Origin of the sequence: Paenibacillus sp. L3-i20, assembly GCF_022180385.2 — a bacterium.
Classification (GTDB): domain Bacteria; phylum Bacillota; class Bacilli; order Paenibacillales; family Paenibacillaceae; genus Pristimantibacillus.
Genome location: NZ_BQME02000001.1, coordinates 2,545,259 through 2,564,132, shown reverse-complemented (window position 1 = coordinate 2,564,132; position 18,874 = coordinate 2,545,259). Strand labels below are relative to the sequence as shown.

At 43.2% G+C, this 18,874-nt stretch carries 16 protein-coding genes and 1 pseudogene; 5 read left to right on the top strand and 12 right to left on the bottom strand.

The window, feature by feature from the left end; all coding sequences use genetic code 11:
• Positions 1 to 17 precede the first annotated feature (17 nt).
• The 5 genes and pseudogenes from MFF31_RS11880 to MFF31_RS11860 all read left to right on the top strand — a co-directional run bounded on the left by MFF31_RS11880 (position 18) and on the right by MFF31_RS11860 (position 4,466).
• The gene (locus MFF31_RS11880) at positions 18 to 1,844 is read left to right on the top strand and encodes a 5'-nucleotidase C-terminal domain-containing protein (protein ID WP_238188578.1); all 1,827 of its coding nucleotides are present in this window, start codon (positions 18 to 20) and stop codon (positions 1,842 to 1,844) included.
• A 90-nt stretch (positions 1,845 to 1,934) separates the two neighbouring features.
• Positions 1,935 to 2,198, top strand: a pseudogene (locus MFF31_RS11875) (HD-GYP domain-containing protein); the annotation flags it as partial.
• Positions 2,199 to 2,316: 118 nt separating this feature from the next.
• On the top strand, positions 2,317 to 2,715 hold the full coding sequence (locus MFF31_RS11870; RefSeq protein ID WP_238188189.1) for a hypothetical protein: 399 nt from the start codon (positions 2,317 to 2,319) through the stop codon (positions 2,713 to 2,715).
• A gap of 24 nt (positions 2,716 to 2,739) precedes the next feature.
• Positions 2,740 to 3,231: a cation:proton antiporter regulatory subunit gene (locus tag MFF31_RS11865; protein ID WP_238188188.1), complete on the top strand. Its 492-nt coding sequence runs from the start codon at positions 2,740 to 2,742 to the stop codon at positions 3,229 to 3,231.
• A gap of 2 nt (positions 3,232 to 3,233) precedes the next feature.
• Positions 3,234 to 4,466 carry a cation:proton antiporter gene (locus tag MFF31_RS11860; protein WP_238188187.1) on the top strand — a complete coding sequence of 411 codons (1,233 nt, stop codon included), beginning with the start codon at positions 3,234 to 3,236 and terminating at the stop codon, positions 4,464 to 4,466.
• Between the two features lie 148 nt (positions 4,467 to 4,614).
• Here MFF31_RS11860 and MFF31_RS11855 read toward each other — a convergent pair whose 3' ends face one another.
• The 12 genes from MFF31_RS11855 to MFF31_RS11800 all read right to left on the bottom strand — a co-directional run bounded on the left by MFF31_RS11855 (position 4,615) and on the right by MFF31_RS11800 (position 18,810).
• Positions 4,615 to 6,333: an ABC transporter ATP-binding protein gene (locus MFF31_RS11855; RefSeq protein WP_238188186.1), complete on the bottom strand. Its 1,719-nt coding sequence runs from the start codon at positions 6,331 to 6,333 to the stop codon at positions 4,615 to 4,617.
• Positions 6,334 to 6,447: 114 nt separating this feature from the next.
• Complete coding sequence (gene infC, locus MFF31_RS11850; protein ID WP_238188185.1) at positions 6,448 to 6,954, bottom strand: translation initiation factor IF-3; 507 nt, start codon at positions 6,952 to 6,954, stop codon at positions 6,448 to 6,450.
• A 74-nt stretch (positions 6,955 to 7,028) separates the two neighbouring features.
• Positions 7,029 to 8,456 (bottom strand): MATE family efflux transporter, encoded by a 1,428-nt coding sequence (locus MFF31_RS11845; RefSeq protein ID WP_238188577.1) that lies wholly within the window; start codon positions 8,454 to 8,456, stop codon positions 7,029 to 7,031.
• Between the two features lie 408 nt (positions 8,457 to 8,864).
• Positions 8,865 to 10,340 carry an MDR family MFS transporter gene (locus MFF31_RS11840; protein WP_238188576.1) on the bottom strand — a complete coding sequence of 492 codons (1,476 nt, stop codon included), beginning with the start codon at positions 10,338 to 10,340 and terminating at the stop codon, positions 8,865 to 8,867.
• Positions 10,341 to 10,431: 91 nt separating this feature from the next.
• Positions 10,432 to 11,100, bottom strand: a complete 669-nt coding sequence (locus MFF31_RS11835) for a hypothetical protein (RefSeq protein WP_238188184.1) — start codon at positions 11,098 to 11,100, stop codon at positions 10,432 to 10,434.
• Positions 11,093 to 11,842 carry a polymer-forming cytoskeletal protein gene (locus MFF31_RS11830; protein ID WP_238188183.1) on the bottom strand — a complete coding sequence of 250 codons (750 nt, stop codon included), beginning with the start codon at positions 11,840 to 11,842 and terminating at the stop codon, positions 11,093 to 11,095. The genes MFF31_RS11835 and MFF31_RS11830 overlap by 8 nt, the downstream gene beginning before the upstream one ends.
• Positions 11,839 to 12,462, bottom strand: a complete 624-nt coding sequence (locus MFF31_RS11825) for a YhbD family protein (protein WP_238188182.1) — start codon at positions 12,460 to 12,462, stop codon at positions 11,839 to 11,841. Before MFF31_RS11825 ends, MFF31_RS11830 begins: the two co-directional genes overlap by 4 nt.
• A 148-nt stretch (positions 12,463 to 12,610) precedes the next feature.
• Positions 12,611 to 13,684 carry an ABC transporter substrate-binding protein gene (locus MFF31_RS11820; RefSeq protein ID WP_238188181.1) on the bottom strand — a complete coding sequence of 358 codons (1,074 nt, stop codon included), beginning with the start codon at positions 13,682 to 13,684 and terminating at the stop codon, positions 12,611 to 12,613.
• Positions 13,681 to 14,487, bottom strand: coding sequence for an ABC transporter permease (locus tag MFF31_RS11815; protein ID WP_238188180.1), 807 nt, complete (start codon positions 14,485 to 14,487; stop codon positions 13,681 to 13,683). The genes MFF31_RS11820 and MFF31_RS11815 overlap by 4 nt, the downstream gene beginning before the upstream one ends.
• On the bottom strand, positions 14,474 to 15,292 hold the full coding sequence (locus MFF31_RS11810) for an ABC transporter permease (RefSeq protein ID WP_238188179.1): 819 nt from the start codon (positions 15,290 to 15,292) through the stop codon (positions 14,474 to 14,476). Before MFF31_RS11810 ends, MFF31_RS11815 begins: the two co-directional genes overlap by 14 nt.
• Positions 15,282 to 16,403 (bottom strand): ABC transporter ATP-binding protein, encoded by a 1,122-nt coding sequence (locus MFF31_RS11805; RefSeq protein WP_238188178.1) that lies wholly within the window; start codon positions 16,401 to 16,403, stop codon positions 15,282 to 15,284. The genes MFF31_RS11810 and MFF31_RS11805 overlap by 11 nt, the downstream gene beginning before the upstream one ends.
• Positions 16,404 to 16,785: 382 nt before the next feature.
• Complete coding sequence (locus MFF31_RS11800; protein WP_238188177.1) at positions 16,786 to 18,810, bottom strand: YhgE/Pip domain-containing protein; 2,025 nt, start codon at positions 18,808 to 18,810, stop codon at positions 16,786 to 16,788.
• Positions 18,811 to 18,874 lie beyond the last annotated feature (64 nt).

Genomic DNA, 18,874 nt, shown 5'->3' with positions numbered 1-18,874 from the left:
ATGATCTATTCATGGCAATGAAATCGAAATGGATGTTATCAGCAGTACTCAGCACGACCTTGTTATTCGGTGCAATAAGTGGTGCAGCGGCTCAAGAAGCAGCAATCAAAAAGTATCCTAACGCAAAACATATTACCGTTTTGCACACCAATGACATGCATTCTCGTGCGCTAGAAAACAGTAATGGAGAAATGGGCTTCGCTAAACTAGCTGGAATCTTTGACAGCTTCAAAAGCAAAAACCCTAACACTCTTGTGCTGGATGCTGGTGATGCTATTCATGGCACAACTTTTTCAACTCTTGTACGTGGAGAAAGTGTAGCAAATGTAATGAATTTGATGGGCTACGACGCTATGACTCCTGGTAACCATGAATTCAATTACGGCTCTGATCGCCTACTTGAAATTGCCAAAACACTTAAATTCCCGATGCTAAGCGCAAATCTTGTGGACAAGCAAAACAAACGTGTATTCGAACCTTACGTTATTAAAGAAATTAATGGTGTAAAAGTCGGTATCTTTGGTTTGTCAACGCCTGAAACCGCGTACAAAACACATCCTAAAAACGTTGAAAAAGTAACCTTCAATGATCCAACAAAAGAAGCACAAGCGATTGTTGATGAAATTGACGATAAAACAGACGTTATCATTGCTATTTCTCATCTAGGAATGGACAAAGCAAGTGTTGATACTAGTACTAAAGTTGCAACAGAAGTAGAGGGCATTGATGTTATTATTGACGGTCACAGCCATACTGTTCTTGAAAAAGGACTTGAAGCTGACAACGGAACTCTAATCGCTAGTACTGGTGAATATACTAAAAACGTAGGTGTCGTTGACATCTGGGTTGAAGATGGAAAAGTAGTTGGCCGTGAAGCAGCGCTTGTTAACAATGAAGCTGTTAAAGATATTAAGCCAAATGCTGTAGTAGCAGAACGTGTTACAGCTATCGTTGCTGAGCAAAGCAAAATTCTTGCTGAAGAAGTAGGTACATCCTCCGTTGCACTTGAAGGTGCTCGCGAGAAAGTACGTGCAAGTGAAACTAACCTAGGTAATCTAGTTGCTGATTCCTTGCTCTACGTTACAAAAGCTGATGTAGCACTAACAAATGGCGGCGGCATTCGTGCTTCCATCGATAAAGGTCCTATCACTAAAGGCGAAGTTATTACTGTCCTTCCTTTCGGTAACCAAATCGTTACATTGAAAGTAACAGGCGCAGACATTAAAGCTGCTTTGGAAAATGGTACTAAGGGCTACCCCGCTCCAGAAGGTTCTTTCCCACAAGTTGGCGGTATGACATTCAAAATTGATCCTGCTGCTGAAGCAGGCAACCGTATTCACTCGATTACAATCGGCGGCAAGCCAGTAGATGAAAAAGCGCAATACATGCTTGCTACTAATGATTTCTTGGCTGCTGGTGGAGACGAGTTCACTATGTTTGGTCAATATCCACAAGCTGGTATGTACGGATCACTTGATGAAGCACTAACTTCCTACATCAAGTCTCTAGGAACTGCTAACCCTGCAATTGAAGGTCGTATTACTGAAGGCCCAGCTCCTGCACCTGTTAAGCCAGAACCGAAACCAGAGCCTAAACCAGAAGTTAAACCAGAAATTAAACCAGAACCAAAACCTAAGCCAGAACCTAAACCAGAAGTTAAACCAGAAGTTAAACCAGAGCCTAAACCAGAAGCAGTAGTGAAAAGCTACACTATCAAAAAAGGTGACACTCTTTGGGCAATTGCTCGCAAACATAAAACAACTTGGCAAGTACTTCGTGACCTTAACAAAATAAAAGATGCTGATGTAATCTTCCCAGGGCAAACAATTATTTTGCCAAGCTAATTTAATCTCTCTAGTTAAAGTAAACCACTCGCTGACTTAAGTCAGCGAGTGGTTTTTTCTGTACTTCCTAAATTCGACAACGCAGAATACTCACATCATGAGCGTTACGACGGAAGAGGATACCCCGATGAACTAGCAAGAACTGATATCCCGCTATTAGGTCGTGTGATCGCAATTGCAGATGCATACGATGCGATGACCTCTAATCACCCATATCGAAAGGGAATGCCCCCAGAACGGGCACTCGCTATATTAGAGGACGGTAAGGGGACACAGTGGGATCCCGAACTCACAGAAATATTCCTCGGATTCGGTAGAAATCTTTTAATCGGCAATAATAATGATCTCACGTAATACCTATAGTTTGCTGCTATTAGCATCCTTTAAATACCATAGAGTTTATGTTTCCATTCATTTAGGCTATAATTATAACAACTACTATTGCATGTATTTGAAATAAAGGAGGTGGAGCATGAACGACAACCAACGCATACACACTAAACATAATATAGTACTCCGTAGCTTATTTACATTAATCGTCCTGCTCCCCCTCCTGCTTTCAGCATCTTTTGCTTATCAAGCCGGTAACATTTTTGAACTGACAGCAGGCACTAACAAATCAGCTGCTAGTTCATCCAACTTGCATATTACGCAGGGCAAACATCCTGCTGACACTAAAGCTTTAGTTCCTAATAGTCCCGATGTTCTCACGGCAGCTATAAGCTTGCTCACCATATATCTCATAACAGTGCCCATTTCCTTCATCCTAGCTCCATATCTTCAGATGCTAAAGGATAGGCTGCTCGCACCAATTAAATTCACCTCGACTTATGTGAACAACTATCTGAGTCTTAAACGCCAATTAATCTGAAGAATGACCTTAGGAGGAACATCTATGAATATCAGAGAATCAGACTTGCCGGGTATCGGCAGAAAATATCAAATGATCACACGCAGCGGTGATAAATTTGTTGTCGTCATTCACGACGATGGAAGACGTGAGCTATACCACTTCGACTACGACGATCCAGATGACAGCATTTCCTTAGTCACTCTTGAGGACGAGGAAGCTCGTCAAATAGCCGCTATAATCGGTGGGATGACCTACAAACCAAAGGCACTTGAAACGATTGAAGTTGCACTTGACGATCTAACAATTGAATGGTACAAAATCGAAACAAATGCGTCGTGTATCGGACGCAGCATTGGTGATGTAGACATTCGCCAGACAACAGGAGCAACAATCATTGCTGCTGTTGAGAAGGACGCTAAACATATTAATCCCGGGCCGGATTATAAGTTCAAAGCGGAAACGACTCTGATTGTTGCAGGAGAACGCCAACAGCTAAAACTTCTTAAGGCGATGCTGCAAAACGGGAGTCGTTAGTTATGGATCACATGGTGCTTGAAATCGGCCTTGCCGTTATACTCGTTGCCTTAGTCGGCATCTTTGCAACGAAAATCCGTTTCTCTGTCATCCCTTTTTACATTCTGATCGGAATGGCAGTCGGGCCCCATGCTCCTACTATAGGCGTACTTGACTTTACGTTCGTCAATAGCGCGGAGACGATCCATTTTCTTGGACGTCTCGGGGTTCTGTTTCTGCTATTCTATTTAGGCTTAGAATTTTCAGTAGGCCGTCTAATTAAGTCAGGTCGAAATATCGCCGTAGGCGGAACCATCTATATTATTATCAACTTTACACTAGGTTTATTGTTCGGATTCGCTACTGGATTTGACTTCGCGGAGACAATGGTTCTCGCAGGTATTACAACGATCTCGTCTAGTGCGATTGTTGCTAAAGTTCTCGTTGATTTGAAACGTACAGCCAATTCAGAGACGGAAATGATTCTTGGCATTATTATGTATGAGGATATATTCCTTGCTGTGTACCTCTCTGTTTTATCGGGTCTTGTCCTTAGTGACGAATCCTCGTTAGGAGGCGTACTATTATCTGCTTCATATGCACTTGGATTTATGCTTATATTCCTTGTACTTGGAAGAAAGGCAGCACCACTGCTAAATAAGCTGCTGAACATTCGCTCCAACGAATTGTTCATCTTGCTGATCTTCGGCTTAATGTTTTTCGTAGCGGGACTTGGCGAAACCATTCATGTCGCTGAGGCGATTGGTGCATTGCTATTCGGACTTGTGCTTGCAGAGACTGAACATATGAAACGGATCGAGCATTTGATCTTGCCGTTCCGTGATTTCTTCGGAGCTCTGTTCTTCTTCAGCTTTGGTCTAACGATTGAGCCAAGTAAGCTCGGCGGTGCGGTATGGCTGACTCTTGGAGCTGTAGCACTAACGCTATTCGGCAATTTCATTGCAGGAATGCTTGCAGGTAAGAGCGCAGGTCTCTCGCCTAAAGCTTCATCGAATATCGGGCTTACCATCGTTTCTCGTGGTGAGTTTTCTATCATCGTCGCGAACGTAGGTATTGCTGCTAATTTGGATGATAGACTTCAACCATTTGCAGCACTGTACGTGCTAATATTAGCAATACTTGGACCTTTGCTTACTAAAGAATCCAAACATATTTATAAAGGGCTTAACTTTATATTTAAATGGGATAAAACAAAACCTAAGCCACGTAGAGAGCGCAGTACTTCAGGCGGTTAAAAAATCAGAACATTTGATTTAATGAAACAAGTAAGCGCAATCTGTTAACGTTGTTCCATTAAGAGCCAGTATACATTCCAAGACAAAATAAGAGGGTACAGCTGTTGATGCTTGCGCATCGCTAGTTGTACCCTCTTTCTTGTTCCTGTTATGAGCGACCAAATTGTGCCTCATGCAGGCGACTATAGATTCCGCCTACCGCAATTAGTTCCTCATGTTTGCCTTGTTCGCTTATACCATCCTCTGTCACTACGACAATACGATCCGCATTTTTGATAGTTGCCAGTCGATGTGCGATAACTAATGTCGTCCGTCCTTCGGACAATTCACTTAGCGACTGCTGAATTGCTGCTTCTGTCTCGGTATCGAGCGCTGAGGTTGCTTCGTCCAAAATAAGGATTGGCGGGTTTTTCAGAAACATTCGAGCTATAGCTAGTCGTTGCTTCTGTCCACCGGATAACTTAACACCCCGTTCTCCAACGACGGTGTCCAGCCCATTCGGGAGTGATTGTATAAATGATTCAAGCCTCGCTCTGCGCGCAGCCTCCAATATGTCGCTATCGTGAGCACCCAGCTTACCATAAGCAATATTTTCTCGTATCGTGCCAGCAAAGAGAAACACATCCTGCTGTACAATCCCTATTCCTTGGCGCAGAGACTCTAACGTCAAGTCACGGATATCATAACCGTCTACCGTAATGCTGCCTCCTTCAATCTCATAGAACCTCGGAAGCAAGCTGCACAGTGTTGTTTTCCCCGCTCCAGATGGGCCAACGAAGGCTACAGTCTCACCTGCTTTTATTGAAAGACTAATGTTGCGTAGCACTTTAGCCTCACCTTCATAACCAAAAAATACATCGCGGTATTGAATGTCACCGTGCAATTTGTCTGCAATAATTGCATTAGGTCGATCAGCTACATCGGGTTCTGTATCCATCAGTTCAGTATAGCGTTTGAAGCCTGCTATACCTTTCGGATAACTTTCAATAACTGCATTAATTTTCTCGATCGGTTTAAAGAAAATGTTCGTCAGCAATATGAAGGTCATAAAGTCACCATATGGCATCCCTTTTTCTAGCACATAAAAGGCACCTGCGATAAGGACAAACAAAGAAACAAATCGCATTAGCATATAAGATATGGAGTTGTTCATACTAATAAGCTTGTAAGAAAACAGCTTTGCCTCACGGAAACGAAGATTGTTTCCTTTAAACTGCTTATCTTCATGTTTCTCATTAGCGAAAGCTTGCACGACGCGGATACCGCCGACAGTATCTTCGACGCGTGCATTAAAGTCCGCCATATCCTTAAACAATCGATCAACTGCTTTGGTCATTTTGCCATTAAAGAATAGAACGAGCCAAATAATAATCGGAACGATAATGAAGGTCATAATGGCAAGCTCAGGCTGGATGAACAGCATAATACCGAATGCTCCGATAAGTGTCATTGCGGCAATAAACATATCCTCTGGTCCATGATGGGCAACTTCACCAATCTCGAACAAATCATTTGTCAGCCTAGAAATTAAATGCCCTGTCTTCGTATTATCGAAAAATCGGAAACTTAATTTTTGTACATGGCTGAACAACTTCCGCCGCATATCAGTCTCAATATTGATACCCAACATATGTCCCCAATAGGTGACTATGAAAGATAACAGCGTATTAATGACATAAATAAGCAGCAACACTGCACAAGCCGAGACAATCAATCCCCAGTCTTTTGCCGGCAAAAGTGTATTGATTACATAGCCAACTGCAAGAGGAAATCCTAATTCCAATATTGCTAGCAGTACTGCGCAGCCGAAATCAAGGAAAAACAACTTTTTATACGGTTTGTAATATGAGAAAAAACGACGTAACATACAAAACTCCTCTTCTGTCCATTATGCAAGTTACAGGACCATTAAATATTACCCATTAACAGGGAAATCATACCTAATTGATCCTATCTAGGTCAAGGTATTCAATGATTCTAACTATTCATTACGAGCTGGAAGCAATTGAATTGCCGCCTGCTTCCCACTGATCTGAATACCTGTTGCCTTCTTGCCGCTGCTGGATAAGTCGGTGATGAGCCGTTCCAGTAGCGCTTTCGCTTGCGGCCCTTCCTTACCTTGAATACGCACAACTAACATGACGCTGCTCCCGGATTCCAGCAGTTTCTCCCCTTGTCTGCACTTCGTATCATAATCGTGATCTTCTATGTTAGCCGTCAAACGAATTTCTTTCACCTTCACAGGGCCTTCCTTCAATCTCGTTTCCCGTTGCACCTGCTCCTTCTGTCGCTGTGCTCCGCCTCGGCTCATCAGCTTGCAAGGTGGCGGACTGCTCAGCAAAGACGTGCAAACCAAATCAACCTTGAGCTCCTTTGCCATAGACAATGCCTTATCACGAGCAACGACACCCAAATTTTCACCTTGCAGCCCCGTCAGTTGCACCTCAGATGCTTTTATCGCTTCATTCATCGTTAGTTTAGTTCCCATGTCACATTACTCCTTTTCCACGATCGTAAAATGCAGCATTAGCTCAAACGAACTAATGCTGTGCTATAACCCTATTATACGTCGAGGGCGCTTTCATTACGAACTCTATCCGTGTGAGCGGACGTACTATCATGATTTTGGGCCGCAGCCGCTTTCCGTAAAAATTTCTGTCCGCGCCATCGGAAAACGGAGATGATTCCACGTACATATTCGTCTGCAATCATACAAATGTATATTCCAATCAAGCCCCAGCCCATCATTATGCCCAGCGTATAAGAAAGACCAGTGGCGATAATCGCCATCGATAGAAGTGAAACCCACATCGTAAACCGCGTATCCCCTATTGCATTAAGTGAATTGGTTAACGCCATATTGAGCATTTTGGCAGGCTGCAATATTAAATTTAATCCTAACAAGGAAATTCCGAGTGCAATAATTTCAGGATCTTTTGTGAAAATGCTTAATATCTGCCCGCCGAACAAATAGAGCAAACATGCGTTGACGATAACTAGCGCTAATCCAATCCAAAGTGCGCTGTATGCTGCTTTGTAAGCTTCCTTAAACTGACCCGCTCCAAAAAGATGAGCGATTCTAATTTGGATTGCAAGAGCAAGCGAGTAGCCAAGAAGGAAACATACGGACTCAAGCGTATTCATATACGTTCTAGCGGCCAGCTCCAGTGAGCCTATCGTTGCGATAAAGGAGAAGATTGCAAGCTGAGAAAATACCCAGCACGCCATATTGACGCCAAGTGGCCAGCCGATACGCATCACATCTTTGAACAAGCCACGATCGAATAAACCGAGATGACGCAAGAAGATCGGCTCGTCAAAGGTGCGTAGGAACATAATGAACAATACGACGCAGGCTAACAACCGACTAATGACAGTAGACAACGCTACCCCCATAAGTCCCCATTCCGGCAATCCAAATTCTCCAAATATAAATCCATAATTTAAAACAACATGAAAAACATTCATTCCAATTGCTATATACATAGGTCCTCTTGTATTACCTGTACTGCGAATTGCTGTGCTAAGCGCCGACATAATCGCAACCAGCACCATCCCGCCGCCAACGATGGAAATATACGTATTAGCAAGAGGCAGCAGTTCTTCCGGCAGTTGCAACATAGAGGATACCTCGGACGGAGCCACATACAATACAACACTAATAGCTAATCCAATCCAAAAGCTGACCGAAAGCGCCATTATGCCTATCTTCCTTGCTTGGTCTCCTCTTCCCGCTCCTAATCGCTGGGCAATTAATATGCCTGCACCGCTAGCAACAGTAACGAACAAAGTCATTAGCGCTGAAAATAATTGGTTCGAGAACCCTACAACGGCGACCGCATCATCAGAAATTCGGCTAACCATTAACGTATCTGCTGCTCCTAATAAAAATTGTAAAAACAGCTCAATAAAAATAGGCCATGTCAGCATCCACAACGATAATTTTCTCTCTCTTTTAGCCACAATTGGCTCCTCCTGTATGAACCGCATCTGCAACAGTTCTGTTAGTTTATGCATTATAGATGTTATACTGAGCCAGATGTATCATAATTCAACGAAAACTACTACAATTCCAACTTATACTTATATAGAGTAACAAACTGCAAAAAGCATAACGAATGCCCCCAACAAGATCAAGGTATTCAATGGTTAATAACCATTTGTTCCCACAAAAACTCATGTACGCTAACTTTGACTACATCCATCGCAATTGTCGGAACTGTTGCTCTGTTGCACATCCCAACAGTGCAAGCAATTCCTGTAGATTTCTACGAGCATAGCATATAGTCATGATCATTTGGTTGGAAACTTCCCCCACCTCATCAAAATAAGGCGCTTCTTCATACGTAGATTACTCTACTAACGAAGAAGCGCCTTTTCTCTTCACGTTGCTAATGATTAATGCCCTGCACTTTGTTCATGATCTTTACCGTCAAAGGTAGGATCAAGCTTGCTGTTGCCCATGAAACAAACGACTACCAGCGCCAGAGCCGCTGGAATGATTGCAAGTGCAAACGTAAATGTAATCGAAGATGATAATGAACTTGTAATCGCATTAAGCACATCAGGAGGGAATTTCTCCCGGGCCTCTGGATTAAGCAGCTCTCTTGGATCTCCAAATACCATTTCTCCTCCACCTTGCACTCCACTACTTGCAAAAGCTTCCTTCAGTTTGCTAGTAAACATATTCCCCTGAACGATGCCGAAGATTGTTATACCTACTGTCATTCCCAATGAACGGATAAACGTAAGTGTAGAGCTTGCTGTCCCTCGCTGCCTCGCTGAAATACCATGAATCGCAGCGTTACTAAGGACAGAGAAAGATGCCCCTATTCCAAGTCCGATTAGAATCATATAAAGCGTTACTTCCAGACGACTCGATTCCGGTGTTAACGTGGTAACAAGCACTGAACCGACTACAAGTAAAATAAATGTAGCTACCATTATGTTGCGATAAGGGAATTTTGTAAGAAGAAAACCACCAAGTGTTGCAGTTACAACAGAACCGACCATCATCGGCAGAAGCACAAGGCCGGAATTTGTAGCCGTTCCGCCCAACACACCTTGAACGAATATCGGGATATAAACTGACGCTACTATAAAGGCTGCGCCACTAAAAAATCCGCTAAGAATAGTAGTCGTATATACACGATTTTTGAACAATCCATATGTAATAATCGGTTCCTTTGCCTTAGTCTCCACATATAAGAAAATAGCTAGCAGCAATCCGCTGCCCGCGAACATACCTATAATTTCTGGAGAAGACCAAGGGAATGTTTTGCCGCCAAACTCCAGAGCGAACATAAGACAAATGACGGACCCTATTAATGTTATTGCACCTAACCAGTCAATAGGTTGTTTCGAATGCTCATGCGATTCTTTATAGAAGAAAGCGATCATACAAAGAGCGATGACGCCAAGCGGAAGATTAATATAGAATATCCACTCCCAAGCAATATGATCGGTAATATAAGCACCAAGCAGCGGGCCAAATATACTCGACATACCAAACACCGCTCCAAACATTCCACCCATCTTACCTCTCGATTGTGGTGGAACTGCATCAAGCATAATGGTGAACGAAGTCGGAATAAGTGCACCAGCTCCAATACCTTGAATCGCTCTAAAGAGCGCAAGCTCCGTAATATTGGATGCGGTACCGCATAACGCTGATCCGATCATGAAGATGATAATACCGAAAACGAAAAACTTTTTCCGTCCGTACATGTCCGAAAGTTTACCGAAGATTGGCATACCGGCCATTTCCGCTACCATATAGGCAGATGTAACCCAAACAAACTTTTCTAATCCTCCAAGCTCCCCTACGATATTACCCATAGCCGTTGCGACAATCGTATTGTCCATCGCAGACATAAGTATCGCAAGCAATAAACCTGCAATAACGATGCCTAAAGGTTTATTACTTTGTTTGGCAATCACCACTTTTGAGCACAGCCTTCCAACATTAAATTTGTTGTTCTACTTCTACTAAAGATTTTGCATGTTTTACGTAAGATGTCCGGTATTCTACCCTTCCAACCTCGCAACCAGGTCCTAGCTTTACAGAGCTACCTCGAATGACATCCACAATCGCATATTCCACATAAACGTCGTCACCTTCGATTAAGTCTGTACGCAGCGCCGCCTGCAAGCCTGGTCGGAACAGCTCATTCAATAAGCCACCTCGACTCCTCTTGATCGATACGCTGCTCCCTACAACTTCCTTGGCAGTTGAGGGTCCATACATCAGCAATTTAACCCTTTCTGCATTGACCGTATCGTTACAATCAAACGCCCCTCGAATTTCTAAATTCTCCCCTTCAATCGGACCATCGACAGCTAATCGACCAGTCAGTCGCACATCTTCACCACGAAACTCACCGCTAACTTTGAGCTCGCCCATCCCACGAAGATCGCCGCCGCTGAATGAACCTGCTATCTTCATTTCTCCGGTAAATTTCATGAACCTTGATATAAGACTTCCCCGTACATCAACTGTCCCCATACTGCTCCATCTCTCGCAAGTAACATCTCCTTGTAATAATGCTTCTCCAGTAATCTTCACACGAGCAAACATGCCTCCCGGTGCTTCGGACTGACCAACCATCTTCAGATCGTTCACACCATTAATCATGAACTCTCACCTCTTCCAAAACACTGGCATCAGGATGGACGATAAGTTCATCACTATATTCCACCAATCCGATTTTGCAGCCCTTGCCAATCACGACACGGTTGCCCCGCACTACCTCTGCGTGAGTGTATTCCAGTTGGACAGCATTACCTTCGATCAGATTCACGTCGAATCGTACTTCACCTTTTGGAATTGCCCATCTCCAAAGCCAGTGAAACTTGCTCTCGCTAAGCCTTCTCACGGTGATTTTCTCGCCTCCGACCTCCTTTACACGACTTGCCAAATGCATAAGTCCAAGCTCTATCTCATCTGCATTCAACAAACCACCAATCGTCATAGCGCCCTGTACGATAAGCTGTTCCGCCTCAAAGTCCCCGTTAGTGGTTAGCATTCCATTCATTTTAAATAGCTCCACTGCAACTGCCCCACCTATGTTTGCCATGCCGTCTATTCGTACGTCGCGCGCCTTTAGGTATCCTGCAATCTTAAGCTTGCCGTCGCAACTTAATTGCTGCGCATTCAAAGCACCGTCAATATGGAGAACCCCATTTACTCGTGAATCCCCTGCCACGCTCACATCTCCTGAAAACCGACCAACACCATCGACCGTAACATTGTTATATTCTCCACCACCAATGTTACTTACACCATTTATTTTTAGTTCTGAACGTTCTCTTCGTGAATGATCATTCATCCCATTTTGATGGTTTGTCCTGCTAATCATCGCCGCACCCTCTTTCATGCCAATTTCCCCTTCAGCTGCTCAGCTTGACCAGACATCGAAAGTCGTGAGACAACTTTAACCCCATTATCGAAATATAATTCTGCTCCAGATGCTACAAGCATAAAGGACGAAATACCCATCCGCCGAATGAAAATCATATCACAAGGATTTCCTTTGAACTTTGAGAAGTGCTCCTGTAATACCGTTAAAAGTGTCGCTCCTTCACTCACACTCATATCACCCGATTGCAGCATAACTTCTATCGTATAGAGATAAAGCATTTGATCAAACGAATAGATGTGATCCGCTTCGTCTTTTGACATCCATGTTTGAATGACTACATCTGAGATTAGGTTACGTGATATAAAATCACTTCTTCGCATTTCTAGATCAACACTTCCCCCAGTTAGCTTCTCAGCCAAATCATCCAGCGAAAGTTCATCTTTCATATTCAATATTTTATCAATACGGGTCAGCACTAGTTCTCTTGGGAAAAAGGTTTCCTGACCTGTAAAAGCTGATTTCCGTATAAACCATTCCTCGGGTATAAGCTGCTTTCGTTTCCAACGGTACAGTTGCCCGTATGATATTCCCGTTGCATCTAGTAATTCCTTTTTCGATATTAATTCCGACGACATGGAATCACCTCCCAATTTAATGTAACATAACATTGTTACGCTGTAAAGACGAACAATGTTATCTCCTTATGTAGAACGCAAAAAAGGATATACGCCTGCGGGTGTCCCCTGACAGGTGCATATCCTTTTATTTTGATCACACTGAACTTTACTTACGATGCATCTTGAACTCTAAAAACAACTCATTGTAATGGGACAGCATGCGTGGACCTAAATTGTTGTACACTTCAAGACGCTCTGTCAGCTCTTTATCTGGATAAAATCGCTTATCACCAGAGATCTCCTCAGGTAGAAAAGCTAATGCATCCTTGTTTGGTGTAGAGTAGCCTACATATTCTGCGTTCTGTGCAGCTACTTCAGGGTCCAACATAAAGTTGATGAACTTATGTGCACCTTCTAGATTACGTGCCGTTTTCGGGATGACCATATTATCGAACCACAGATTAGAACCTTCTTTCGGTACGACATAGTCAAGCTCTTCATTTTCGCTCATAATTTCAGAAGCATCACCTGACCACACTAAGCCTGCTGCTGCTTCCTCGTTCGCAATAAGCATCTTAATCTCGTCACCCACGATTGCTTTTACATTTGGCGTTAGCTTAGCAAGCTTTGCTAATGCTTCCTGCAAATGTGCTTCGTTCGTATCATTTAGTGAATAACCCAAACTATTTAAACCCATCCCCATAACTTCGCGTGCTCCGTCAAGCAGGAACACTTTGTTACGCAAACTTTTATCCCACAGATCATCCCAACTCTCAAAGGTAAGATCGCCAACTAGATCAGGATGGAACACGATTCCAACTGTCCCCCAGAAGTAAGGTACGGAATAAGTGTTTTTGGGATCAAAGGCAAGCCCCATAAAGCTGGAGTCTATATGCTTAAGATTCGGCAGAAGTGAATGATCGATCTCTCGTAGAGACTTCTCTTCCTTCATCTTGCTAACCGCATATTCAGAAGGGATTGCAACGTCGTAAGTCGTGCCTCCCTGCTTAATCTTTGTCATCATCGCTTCGTTCGAATCAAACGTTTGGTAAATGACTTTAATGCCCGTTTCTTGCTCGAAGCGCTCAATTAGCTCGGGATCGACATAATCGCCCCAGTTATAGACCGTGAGCGTGTTGCTACCGGAGTAGCCTTCGCTGGAATTCAAATACACGGTTGCGTACATAAGGCCAAACGCCACTACAAACACAACCAAAAACATGCGGACAAGCTGACTCATGCGTGTCCCTCCTTCCCTACCGGTCTGTTATTGCGGCGGTTAATAAAGTAATAGCCGATAACGAGCAGCACCGTAAATAGGAAGATCAATGTGGACAATGCGTTGATCGACAGCGAAACACCTTGACGTGCTCTCGAATAAATCTCCACCGACAACGTTGAGAAACCATTGCCCGTTACAAAGAACGTTACCGCAAAGTCATCAAGCGAATACGTTAATGCCATAAAAAATCCTGCAAATATACCAGGCTTAATATATGGAAAAACAACCTTCGATAACACTTGCCAAGAACTTGCACCCAAATCACGTGCCGCATCAATCAGTGTACCGCTCATCTCTTGCAGCTTCGGAAGCACCATTATGACGACAATAGGGATGCTAAAAGCAATATGAGATAACAGTACAGAAACAAATCCGAGCTGAATGCCAGCTATCGTGAACAGAATGAGGAATGATGCACCAATAATGACATCCGGGCTGACGATAAGCACATTATTCAGTGCAAGCAGCATTCCTTTTGGTCTATTTTTTCTAATATTGTGTATCGCAATTGCTCCAAACACACCAATAATAGTCGATATTGCAGCTGAAAGAAGTGCGATTACAAATGTGTTCAATACAATAATGAGCAATCTCGTATCTTGGAATACTTCCCCGTAAAATTCGAATGTAAAACCTTCGAAGTTCCGCATCGAGCCGCCGCTGTTAAAGGAGTAAAACATAAGGTATAGAATTGGCGCATAAAGAATCGCAAATACCGCGATCAGATATAAATTGGATAACCGCCATTTACTTTTTGTCAATGTCGATCAACCCTCGCTTTCGGTTCCCGGTCAGAAGCATTAGCAGTACCATTGCAATAATAAGGAATACAGCAATAGTTGCTCCCATGCCCCAATCCTGCGTCACCAAGAAATGCTGCTCGATTGCTGTTCCAAGCGTAATCACTCGGTTACCCGCGATTAGCCTTGTAATCATAAAGAGCGACAACGCTGGAATGAACACCGCCATACAACCAGCCTTTACACCATCTATAGTCAGCGGAAATACGATACGACGGAACGTCATCCAAGGTGAAGCACCAAGATCACGCGCTGCGTCAATTAAGGTCGGGTTCATTTTTTCAAGTGCATTAAAGATCGGCAGAATCATAAACGGGATAAATATATATACAGATACAAATACAAAACTAAAGTCAGTAAACAAAATTTGCTTATTGCCGATGCCCGTCAGCTCGAGCACCGCATTTACGAAGCCATATGTACCAAACAAGCCGATAAACGCATATGCCTTCAGCAAAAGATTAATCCAGCTCGGCAGTATAATGAGCAGCAACCAGAGCCCCTTATGCTTTGTCTTCGTTAATAAATAAGCAGTTGGATAAGCAACTAGCAGTGAAAACAATGTAATAAGAAATGCATACCAGAAGGAGCTAAGCGTCATTCGCAAATAAACAGGTGTAAAAAACTTCGCGTAATTATCTAATGTAAAGTTGCCTTCAACATTAAAAAATGAATAATACACGATGAGCAGAATCGGTGCAATAACAAATAACACGATCCATAGTACATAAGGGACGAGATACAGATTGCGAGATCTAGCCTCCATGGCTATCCTCACCGCCGCTTTCTTCATAAGACTCAAGCCGCTTGTCGAATTCCTCTTCCGTCTCTCCCAGCCTCATAACGTGAATCGCTTCCGGCTCAAAGGTCAGACCAATTCGTTCGCCAACGATTGCTTTGCGAGTGGAGTGAACGAGCCACTCATTATCCGCATCATCATAGCAGCTTATTTCGTAATGCACACCGCGGAACAGCTGCGTATCTACACGGACTTGCAGCTTACCGTTTGCAGCTCCAGTAATTTCAAGATCCTCTGGACGAATAACAATATCGATAACTTCTCCATCGTTCAAGCCTTGATCGACACATTCGAACTTATGTCCTGCGAACTCGACCTCAAAGTCACGCACCATACGTCCTTTTACTATATTGGATTCACCGATAAAATCAGCTACGAAGCGGTTGATCGGCTCATCATAAATATCCGTAGGTGTTCCTGATTGTTGAATTGTCCCTTCACTGAGAACAAATATTTCGTCTGACATCGCAAGCGCTTCTTCTTGATCATGCGTAACAAAAATAAATGTTATGCCAAGACGACGCTGCAACTCACGCAGCTCGTACTGCATCTCAGTCCGCAACTTTAGATCAAGTGCAGACAAAGGCTCGTCAAGCAACAATATTTCCGGTTCATTCACAATTGCACGTGCAATAGCAACACGCTGACGCTGGCCGCCCGACATTTCAGTTATTTCACGCTTCTCATATCCGCTTAAGTTAACGAAGCGTAATGCTTCCATCACTTTCGTTTCTATAGCCTCGTTCTTAAGTCCTTTGATCCTCAGACCAAACGCAACGTTCTCAAACACATTCAAATGTGGAAATAACGCGTAGTCCTGGAACACTGTGTTCACTTGACGCTCGTTAGCTGGTACTCGATTAATTACTTTTCCATTAAAATAGATGTTCCCTTGCGATGGCTCTGTAAAGCCGGCAATTAGCCGCAGAATCGTCGTTTTTCCACAACCCGACGGTCCAAGCAGCGTATAAAATTTGCCCCGCTCAATTTCAAAGCTAACATCCTTAAGTACAGCAGGCTCATTATGGGCATACTGCTTCGTCACATGCTCGAAGCGAATAATGGTGTTGTTTTGCAATTGTTAGTCCTCCTTAGCCACAATAAAAGAAATCATAGTGATTATACAGCATCTCCGAAAAAGGGCAAGTGGAAACAAAGGATTCAATGCGCTCATTCGTTCACTTGCTTGGTAGGTTATGTATGAACAGTATACTGTTACTATTCCTTGTTTTCCTATTTTCAATCAGTCCACCAGACTGCTCTTCAATTTAAAGAGGATGCCCTACATTTGCAGTGAAATATTCAATATCCAACAGCATCCAACTATACTCATATATAAACATAAAGCGTTAGTTTATCACACTGAAGATCGAGAAGAAATATATTCTGTTGTATCTGCTCTAAAACAGAAATAAAGAGCGCTGTTTAAGCGCTCTTCATTATACATTCCTTTTTTATAATTATACAGCCGTTACTTCGCGACTTGAATCAGATTGACTTTCACGACGGTGACTAGTAATGAAGTAAATCAACGTCATGATAGCGAACAACAATCCGAATGCTGCAAGAACGCCTGCGTGACTCCACATATTGCTGATATCTCCGCTGGAAATGACATCTTTAAGTCCAGCAACAGAGTAAGTCATCGGCAACCATGGTGTTACATGCTGTAACCAACTTGGCGTTAGTTCCAGCGGGAACGTACCTGCAGAGCTTGTAAGTTGTAGAATCAATATCACAATCGCTACAAATCGACCTGGGTTACCTAATGTTGTTACGAAGAACTGAATCAACATCATAAACGTTATGCTTGTCAAAATTGAGAACATAATAAAGAGTGGCATATTTTGCACATCAAGTTTAAGCAAGAAAATCAATACCGCATCCGCAATCAATGCCTGTATTGTACCAACCAGCATTAGCGTCAATGACTTGCTCCAGAACCAGCTCCAACCGTTTATTGGACGAATTGCGGGCTCACGAACCGAATACACAATTGTTATTAAAAGAGCACCTACATACAAACCTAATGACAAGAAATATGGTGCAAATCCTGTACCGTAGTTCGGTACTTCAGTTACTCGATCCACGTTTAGATTAATCGGATCAGCGAACATATTTACCATCTCATCGGACATCGACAAATCTGATGTTTGCTTAGAAGCATCCCCTAACTTCTGAGACAGCTCATGTGAGCCTCCATCTAGTTCAAGCAATCCCGAAGTGATTTGTGTAGCTCCATCCTCAAGCTTCTTAGTTCCTGTCGTTAGCTCACTTACCGATGAGTCCAACTTCGAAATACCAGCTGCAAGCTCACTAGCGCCGCTATTCAGTTCGACAAGTCCTGACGACAATGTCTCAGCTCCGCCTTTTGCTCCAGCCAACTTCTCATCCAAAGTTGCTGCACCAGTAGAAAGATCGCTTAGCCCCTTCATAAGACTAGCTGCTCCTGCACTTAATTCCTTCTGACCGGCAGATGATTGACCTAAACCGCTCGCTAATTGCTTACTTGCTGCAACTAACGATTGGAAACTCTCATTATCAGTCAAGCTCGGATCGCTCGCTGCAAGTTGCTCTAATCCTGCTGCCAACGTCTTCGCACCATTTTCTAACTCCGCTGTACCTTTAGCCGAAGCTTCTAGTCCACCTGCAATTTGTTTAGATGCACCCTGTGCACTTGTTGCCCCATTGGCAAGCTGATCAGTAGCTCCAGCAAGCAATCCCATTCCGCTAGCTAATTCAGTAGCACCATCTTTTAACTTCGAGCTGCCTTCTGCTAGCTTGCCTCCAGCGTCATTTAGCTTAGATGAACCCTCTTGAAGAGAAACAGTACCACTAGCTAATTTAGTCAGATTTTGCTCAAGCAACTGAGCGCCATCCTTCGCTTTTGTTGTTCCATCCGCAAGTTTGTTTGCTCCGTCACTAGCCTTTACAATACCGTCCGCAGCATCCTCAAGCTTATCGAATACTGTCCTTGTGTAAGCTTCTGTTACTTCCTTGTTCAACATACCTTTCATCTGCTCAACTGCTGTATTACCTATTTGAGATGCAAGGAAGTTATAGCTTTCATTCGGTAAATATACGAGCTGTGCTTGCTCCGGTTTATCGGAAGTTAGTGATGTTGTCTTCTCCGAAAAGTCCTTTGGGATTTCTATAGCCATATAGTATTTATTATCTTTCATACCTTGAAGAGCTTCTTCCTTACTTATGAAGTCCCACTTGAATGTCTGATTTTCTTTTAGCTTTTCCTCAAAATCTTTTCCGATATGCATCGATTCGCCTTCATATTGGATTCCTTCATCGGAATTAATGACTGCTACTGGCAAGTCCGCAAGCCTTTGATACGGATCCCAAAATGCTCCAAGAAACATAGCCGCATACATGACGGGAACAGTCAAAACTGCAATAACTGGAATTAACACCTTTTTATTGCGAGCAATTGCGGCCAGTTCTCTGCCAAATTGCTGAATACCTCTTAATTTCAATATCCTCACTCCTTTAAATCTGCTTAATACCAATTGACCATTATAGTATTTTGGTCAATTTTGG